The following is a 5,794-nucleotide window of genomic DNA, read 5'->3' as shown; positions in this document are numbered from 1 at the left end:
CGGGTGGACGGCGGGTCAGGTGCCCGGGTGAGGGAACCCGTCGCAGTGGGGGCGCGTCGCGCGCCGGGTCGGCGGCCGGGGTGGGGGATAAGTGAGGCATGGGGTCCGCGTCTCCTGCCGCCGGACAAGACATACTCCGGGTGGCGCATGTGCCGCCGCCGCCTCGATCGGGGGGATGGAGTTGCCGGTGGCCGTACCGAGGTGTGTGCTCGTATGGCGACGTTCCGTTACCACCCGGGGAGAGACATGCGCATTCGAACTGCCTTCGCGACCGCCGCTCTGGCCGTGGCCGGCGCCCTCACCACCGCCGGCGGTGCTGTCGCCGACGACCTCGACGTCAATTACACCCAGGATGTCGACGTCCCGCTCCCCTCCGGTTCCTGCTCCGTCTTCCATCCACAGGGCGGCCTCACCGGCGTCCTCGGTCTCCCTGGCCAGCCGTCGACCGTCGGCTTCACCACTTCGTGTAACAGCGGCGGGTGATCTGATCACCGCTCCCGGCAGCCGGCCGGGTTGAGGGCCCTCGGCTCAGGTCCGGATGGGAGGGCAGGCCGGCGCCGAGGCCCGCTCCCGGGCCGGCCTGGCCGACCTCGCCACCGCCGCCCGCCGTTCCCGCCGCAAGTGGGGAACGGTGAGCAGATCTGGCCCGCCCCAGAGCACGGGGTGGGGAAACTCAAAGAGCGTCATCAGTGCCGGGGCGGCTGGGCCTCGGATGGTGCGGGGGCACGGGTCCTACGGATTCTCGACCGGTCGGCCCTCGGCGTCCAGTCCGTCAGGTCTGACCGGGCACACCTTCATGAAGTCGTAAATCGTCCAGGGTAGCCCGGCGTTCACTGTCAGAAGCCACAGCCGATCGGCCTCCTCCGTTCGCCCGGCGTTGGCGGACAGCACGGCCAGCCACGCCAGCCCCTCAGCAGTGCCAGCGTCGACGGCGGCATGGGCAAGGCGCTGTGCATGCTGCCACTGACCCAGCCCTGCAAGCCGTCGGACGATGTACACCAGCGCTTTCCCACCGCCCGCCGCGTGAGCCAGGCGCTCCGCCTCCTCCCACTCCCCTGCCCTGGCACGCATCTTGGCCAGGGAATCGAAGGCCGACTGGGTGCCGGCCTCGGCAGCGACGCCGGCCAGGCGTTCCGCTTCCTCCCACGATCCTTCGCCAGCCCTTCGCCAGGACAGTGCTGCGAGCGCAAAGGGATCGGCGGCCTTGTGGGCGAGAGCTTCCGCGTATGTCCACTTCCCCTCATCGGCTGCGCAACGGGAAAGGGCCGACAGGGCGCGCGTGTTGCCCGCGGCCGCCGCCTCGTGGGCCAGGCGTTCGGCTTCGTCCCACCGTTCATCCTCGGCGCGCATGGCCGCGAGGATCGCGAAGGCATCGGTCCGCCCGCCCTGGTCGGCGGCACGGGCGAGACGTTCCGCGTCCTCCCAGTGCCCTTCCTCCGCGCGTCGACCGGCAAGCCGGCTCAGGAAGTACGGGTCCCTGGAGGCATGGGCCAGCCGCTCGGCCTCCTGCCAACGACCCGCATCGGCCATCGACTCGGCGACGATCCTCAGCACACCGATCTCACCGACCGTCGCCAACGCGAGGCCCAGCTGTTCGGCGTCTTCCCACCTTCCGGCTCTCACTTGCTGCTCGGCCAAGTCCCCCATGGCCAGGACGCCAGAGAGGATCGTGTCGCTCAAGCGCTGCTCCGCGTCCCACTGGTCCGAGCCGGCATCCCGCTCGGCCAGCTCGGCAGCGACCGAGGGGTCCCCTCGGTCTTCCGCGGCACGGGCCAGTCGGTCCGCTCCCGGACGTCCCATGTTCGCCCGTGATTCGGCCAAGGCCGCCAGCACCCCGGTGTCACCGGTCTCGGCGGCCTTGTGGGCCAGCTGCTCGGCGATGCGGTACCGGAAGCGGGTGTCCGCGGCCCGGGCCAGCGCGAGTACGGCGCCGTTGTCGCTCAGGTGGGTCTCGGCGGCGTCCCAGAACCCTTGGGGCGGAAAGGACAGGCGCCGGACGCCGGACCTCTGGGTGTACGAGAGCAGGTAGTCGGCCAGCAGGTAGTGCCGGTTCGGGCTCGACGGCCGGCCCGGCGGCGGTACTTCCCGGACCAACGGCCCGGGGACGCCCCGGCAGGCGCGGGACGTGTACTGGACAGCACGTTCGAACCAGGTGCTGCGCCACTCGTCGGTCTGTTGCAGCCAGTGGCTCAGGTCCAAGTAGGCGGCACCTGCCGCACGCAGGAAGTGTTCCGGCAGGGCCTCGGGATGCCCCAGGCGGCGCGCGTCGGCTGCGGCATTCATCAGGGCTCGGGCTTCGTGCGGTGCCGTTTCGTAGCGATGAACCAGTTCCTGGGAGCCGGCGAGGTACTGGGTGATGCGCGCGCCCCCCTGCTCGATCGCTTCGACCAGGCGGGGGTCTTGATGAGCGAGGAGACGCAGGGCCGTCAGGGCGGCCGGGTCGAAGGACTCGGGGACGCCGATGACAGCCGCCGAGTTGAGCAACGCCGCCGTCGGCGAACGGACCGAGTCGTCCTTCTCCGCTGTGAGGGTGGCGAACGTGTCACGCCACAGCGTGCCGAGCACGAGGACGGGACCACGACCGGGATCGAGGAGCAGGGCCGTGACCGCCTCGGCGACTGCCCCGCCACCAGGTAGGGCGAGGAAGCGCTGGGATTCGTTGAGCCACAGCACGGTGTGCGCCAAGGGGCGTTCGCCGTCCAGGGTGCGCATCAGCTCCGTGGGACCTGCGGGGCGCCAGACATGCCAGGGCTCCGGAAGCTGCCGAACGGCTTCCCACAGGGAGCGTGTCTTTCCTGCAGAGGAGTCCGCGACCAGGACCACCATCCGGCTCTCCCGCTGTCCCGACTCGATCTCCGCGCGCAACCGGTCGTCGTGGGGACGCCGCAGGAAGGACGGTAGGGGTTCGGCATGACTCGTGCCGGGGGAGTCGATGGCCGGGTGGACCTCCAGGTCCTTGATGGGATGAAAGCGACTGGCCGGCTGACCGGGGCGGGGTGGTTCGGACCGAGCAGGGACGTCACCCCTGTGCGGGGCAGCGGCCTGGGCCTGCTGCCACCGATGCCGCCACAAATCCTTGTCCGCGCGGACCGCCCCTCGTGTGGAGGGGGGCCTCGGACCCCTCGCACGCCGATCCGCCCACTCTCGCAGGACCTGTACGAATGCCAGTAGCTGATCTACGTCGGCTGCTGGGATGCCCTCGCGAATCCAGCCGCTGACTGTCTTGTCCACGAGTTCCGGCAGCTGCTGCGCGCGGCACAGAACGTTGGCCTGAGCGATCACCCTGGCCCGCGAGCGTTCACCGGAGCGTGGAATGACGCCAGCGTGGGCCTCGGCCTGCCGAAGAGCTGCGGCCAGCGCTGCCCTGCCCGGGTGGGTGATGTTTTGGGTCACGCTTCCTTACTCTCTCGTCTCTGTCCATGTCCGACGTCTCCGACGCCCGGACCCTCGCCACCGTTCGTGACCTGCGGCAACGCCGGACTTCTCCGACGTCTCCGGCAACGCTGTCGTCCAGCGACGCCCGAGCCGTTTCCTGTCGGCGTGCCGCGATGGCCGTGGCAGTGGAGGAGGACACTCGATGGATCCGGTACTGGGCGCTTTGATCGCCACGGTTGCGGTCACACTCATCATTGCCGTCGCTGCCGTTCTCGTGGTGCGATTCGCCGTCAGTGGTACCGAGGGGAGGACCCGCGCCGCGATCCTGACCGCAGCCGCCGAGGTCATTCGGGCCATCCGCGGCCGCCGATGAGCTACTGCGAGTAGCCACTGTCGACGAGACCGCGGATTGCCAATCCATCTTGGGACGTTGGCACATACGGCACTGTGACGTGATCAATGCTCAAACGGTGTCGATACGGTTATTGGTGAAGGTAGCCAGGAGACCGGGGTCCAACATGGTCCGGTGACTCCTGTTCGGTGCGTGCGAAGGCAGCCCTTACCGGTGCAGACTGGGTCTACTCGGCGCCGGTGGTGGGCTCGCCAGCCAACGCGGCACAACTACCGAACGTCACCGATGCTCGTGATCACCCGGATTTGTACGATCAACGCGGGCGACGGCATTGACACCCGGGCTCTTGCCAGCCTCGTGTAGGGCCTGCGCGACATAGCCCCGCAGCTCGGCCTCGACCCGATCGACGCCGCGGACTACGCGGCCGATGTCGAAGCCCTCGAACGCGACGGCGGCGACCCCGAGCAGGGCGGCCGAATCTGGCGCAGGATCAGGCGCCTGGCCGGCCCCGCGTTCACCACGGCCGTCGCCACCGGCGCGGGCGAGCAGCTGATCAGCCTCGGCGCCAGCCTTTATCCGATCCCGTCGTGTGGGAGACCGAAGACCCCCAGAGCGCGGCCAACCGGGAGACGACCGTCGAGCAGGAACCGCTCAGCCGCTTCCTCCTGAAGTTCACCCTCTTCGAGGCCATGATCGCCGCCCCGTACCACGCCCAGACCTACGGCCTGCCGGCCGCGATCCTGGAGCCGCTGCTGAGCACGCTCCGGCCGGTGCCGCTGAGCCCGTTCCTGCCGGCCCACGACGCCGCGAGGTTCTTCGTCGCCCCCGGCCTGATCACGGCGGTCAGCACCGACGGGACTACTGCGGGAATCAGCTTCGCCGCGCTCCACCGCGGAACCCTGACGGCACTTCTCGACTACGGCTTCCGCTGGTTCCGCTTCGACGGCTGAAACCGGAACCACGACCCGGGCAACCACCGGTCGGCCCGCCCGAAGACTCGACAGGCTGGCCGTCGCCGCTACGCGCAGGTGTTGAGCATCTCGACGAGGGCGGCCTTCTCGGCAATGGTAGTGCTGAGGCCGTAGATGTGCTTGATGTCGGTCCAGGCGCGGGAGTAGGTGCACCAGTACGACCGCAGCGGCGGCCGCCAGGCGTCCGGCCCCTTGTCCGCCTTCGCCCGGTTCGAGGCGGCGACCACCGCGACCAGCTGGCTGTGGGTGAGGTCGTTGGCGAACGCGCGGCGCTTGTCCGTGGTCCAGGTGTCTGCACCGGCTGGCGGGGAGCGTCATTCCGAGTACGCGATATTCGGGCTGTCGGTGGCCCGCGGTAGGACGGGCTTGCACCGGCATGGGGCGGTGTCCTGTGGCCCTGGGCCTCGGGTGGGTACGGGCAGAAAGAGGATCTTGTGGAATGGCAGGGCGGTGCCGGCGTGCCGGCGGTGTGGAACGAGGGCGGGCAGGACCTCCACGCGGGCACGCCGAAGGACGTGCGGGCTGTGGTGACCGACATGTCCTCGGAGGTCAAGGACGATCTGCGCTACGACGCCGTGCCCTGGGCACGTTTTCACCACTCCTACGGCTCCGGAAGCGACGTCCCTGCCCTGCTGGAGGAGATCCGCCTCGGTGACGATGAGGCCTCCGACCGGGCCCTCGGCACGCTGTGGAACCGGGTCTGCCATCAAGGCGGCACTTCCGCCCCCGGAGCTCTGGCTGTCCCTTTCCTGATCCGCATCGCGCTTGCCTACCCCCGCCACCGCGCCGGCCTCCTGCTCCTGGTCGGCGCGGTCGCGCGTCGGCAGCACTTCGGAGACGGCTCACGTACCGGTCTCCTGCGCGCGGGCGAACTCGCCGGTTCCATCCGGTTCGGTCCGAGCGGCTACCTGGAGACCTGGTCGATCGAGGCGGCCCGGAATGCCGTGGCGGCGGACGCGGATCTGCTGTGCTTCCTGCTGGAGGACCGCGAAGCGGCCGTTCGCCAGGCCGCCGCCTACGCCCTGGCAGCCGCGCTGCCCCCACCCGGACACGCCCCGGCCGCCCTGCACGCCCTCCTCGCTCGCGAGGACGACCC

6 protein-coding genes are annotated in these 5,794 nt (G+C 69.9%); 4 read left to right on the top strand and 2 right to left on the bottom strand.

The window, feature by feature from the left end:
• Positions 1–246 precede the first annotated feature (246 nt).
• Positions 247–483 carry a hypothetical protein gene (locus tag ACFU7Y_RS38650; RefSeq protein ID WP_380771156.1) on the top strand — a complete coding sequence of 79 codons (237 nt, stop codon included), beginning with the start codon at positions 247–249 and terminating at the stop codon, positions 481–483.
• 249 nt (positions 484–732) lie between these two features.
• Here ACFU7Y_RS38650 and ACFU7Y_RS38645 read toward each other — a convergent pair whose 3' ends face one another.
• Complete coding sequence (locus ACFU7Y_RS38645) at positions 733–2,712, bottom strand: tetratricopeptide repeat protein (RefSeq protein ID WP_380771155.1); 1,980 nt, start codon at positions 2,710–2,712, stop codon at positions 733–735.
• An 865-nt stretch (positions 2,713–3,577) separates the two neighbouring features.
• Here ACFU7Y_RS38645 and ACFU7Y_RS38640 point away from each other — a divergent pair.
• Positions 3,578–3,748, top strand: a complete 171-nt coding sequence (locus ACFU7Y_RS38640) for a hypothetical protein (protein WP_380771154.1) — start codon at positions 3,578–3,580, stop codon at positions 3,746–3,748.
• A gap of 566 nt (positions 3,749–4,314) precedes the next feature.
• Positions 4,315–4,677 (top strand): hypothetical protein, encoded by a 363-nt coding sequence (locus tag ACFU7Y_RS38635; protein WP_380771153.1) that lies wholly within the window; start codon positions 4,315–4,317, stop codon positions 4,675–4,677.
• Positions 4,678–4,745: 68 nt separating this feature from the next.
• On the opposite strand, the gene ACFU7Y_RS38630 is transcribed toward ACFU7Y_RS38635, so the two are convergent.
• Positions 4,746–4,925 carry a hypothetical protein gene (locus ACFU7Y_RS38630; RefSeq protein WP_380771152.1) on the bottom strand — a complete coding sequence of 60 codons (180 nt, stop codon included), beginning with the start codon at positions 4,923–4,925 and terminating at the stop codon, positions 4,746–4,748.
• Positions 4,926–5,132: 207 nt separating this feature from the next.
• Between ACFU7Y_RS38630 and ACFU7Y_RS38625 the strand changes: the two genes are divergently transcribed.
• The coding region (locus ACFU7Y_RS38625; protein ID WP_380771151.1) for a hypothetical protein at positions 5,133–5,794 on the top strand (662 nt) is incomplete at its 3' end.

Origin of the sequence: Kitasatospora sp. NPDC057542, from assembly GCF_042801945.1 — a bacterium.
Taxonomy (GTDB): Bacteria; Actinomycetota; Actinomycetes; order Streptomycetales; family Streptomycetaceae; genus Kitasatospora.
Note: the sequence above shows the minus strand (reverse complement) of the source record. Positions and strands in the feature narration are given on the sequence as shown.

Bases quoted from the DNA above. Each gene is read 5' to 3' on its own strand.
- ACFU7Y_RS38650 (WP_380771156.1), top strand. From the start codon at position 247: ATGCGCATTCGAACTGCCTTCGCGACCGCCGCTCTGGCCGTGGCCGGC.
- ACFU7Y_RS38645 (WP_380771155.1), bottom strand. From the start codon at position 2,712: ATGCGCACCCTGGACGGCGAACGCCCCTTGGCGCACACCGTGCTGTGG.
- ACFU7Y_RS38640 (WP_380771154.1), top strand. From the start codon at position 3,578: ATGGATCCGGTACTGGGCGCTTTGATCGCCACGGTTGCGGTCACACTC.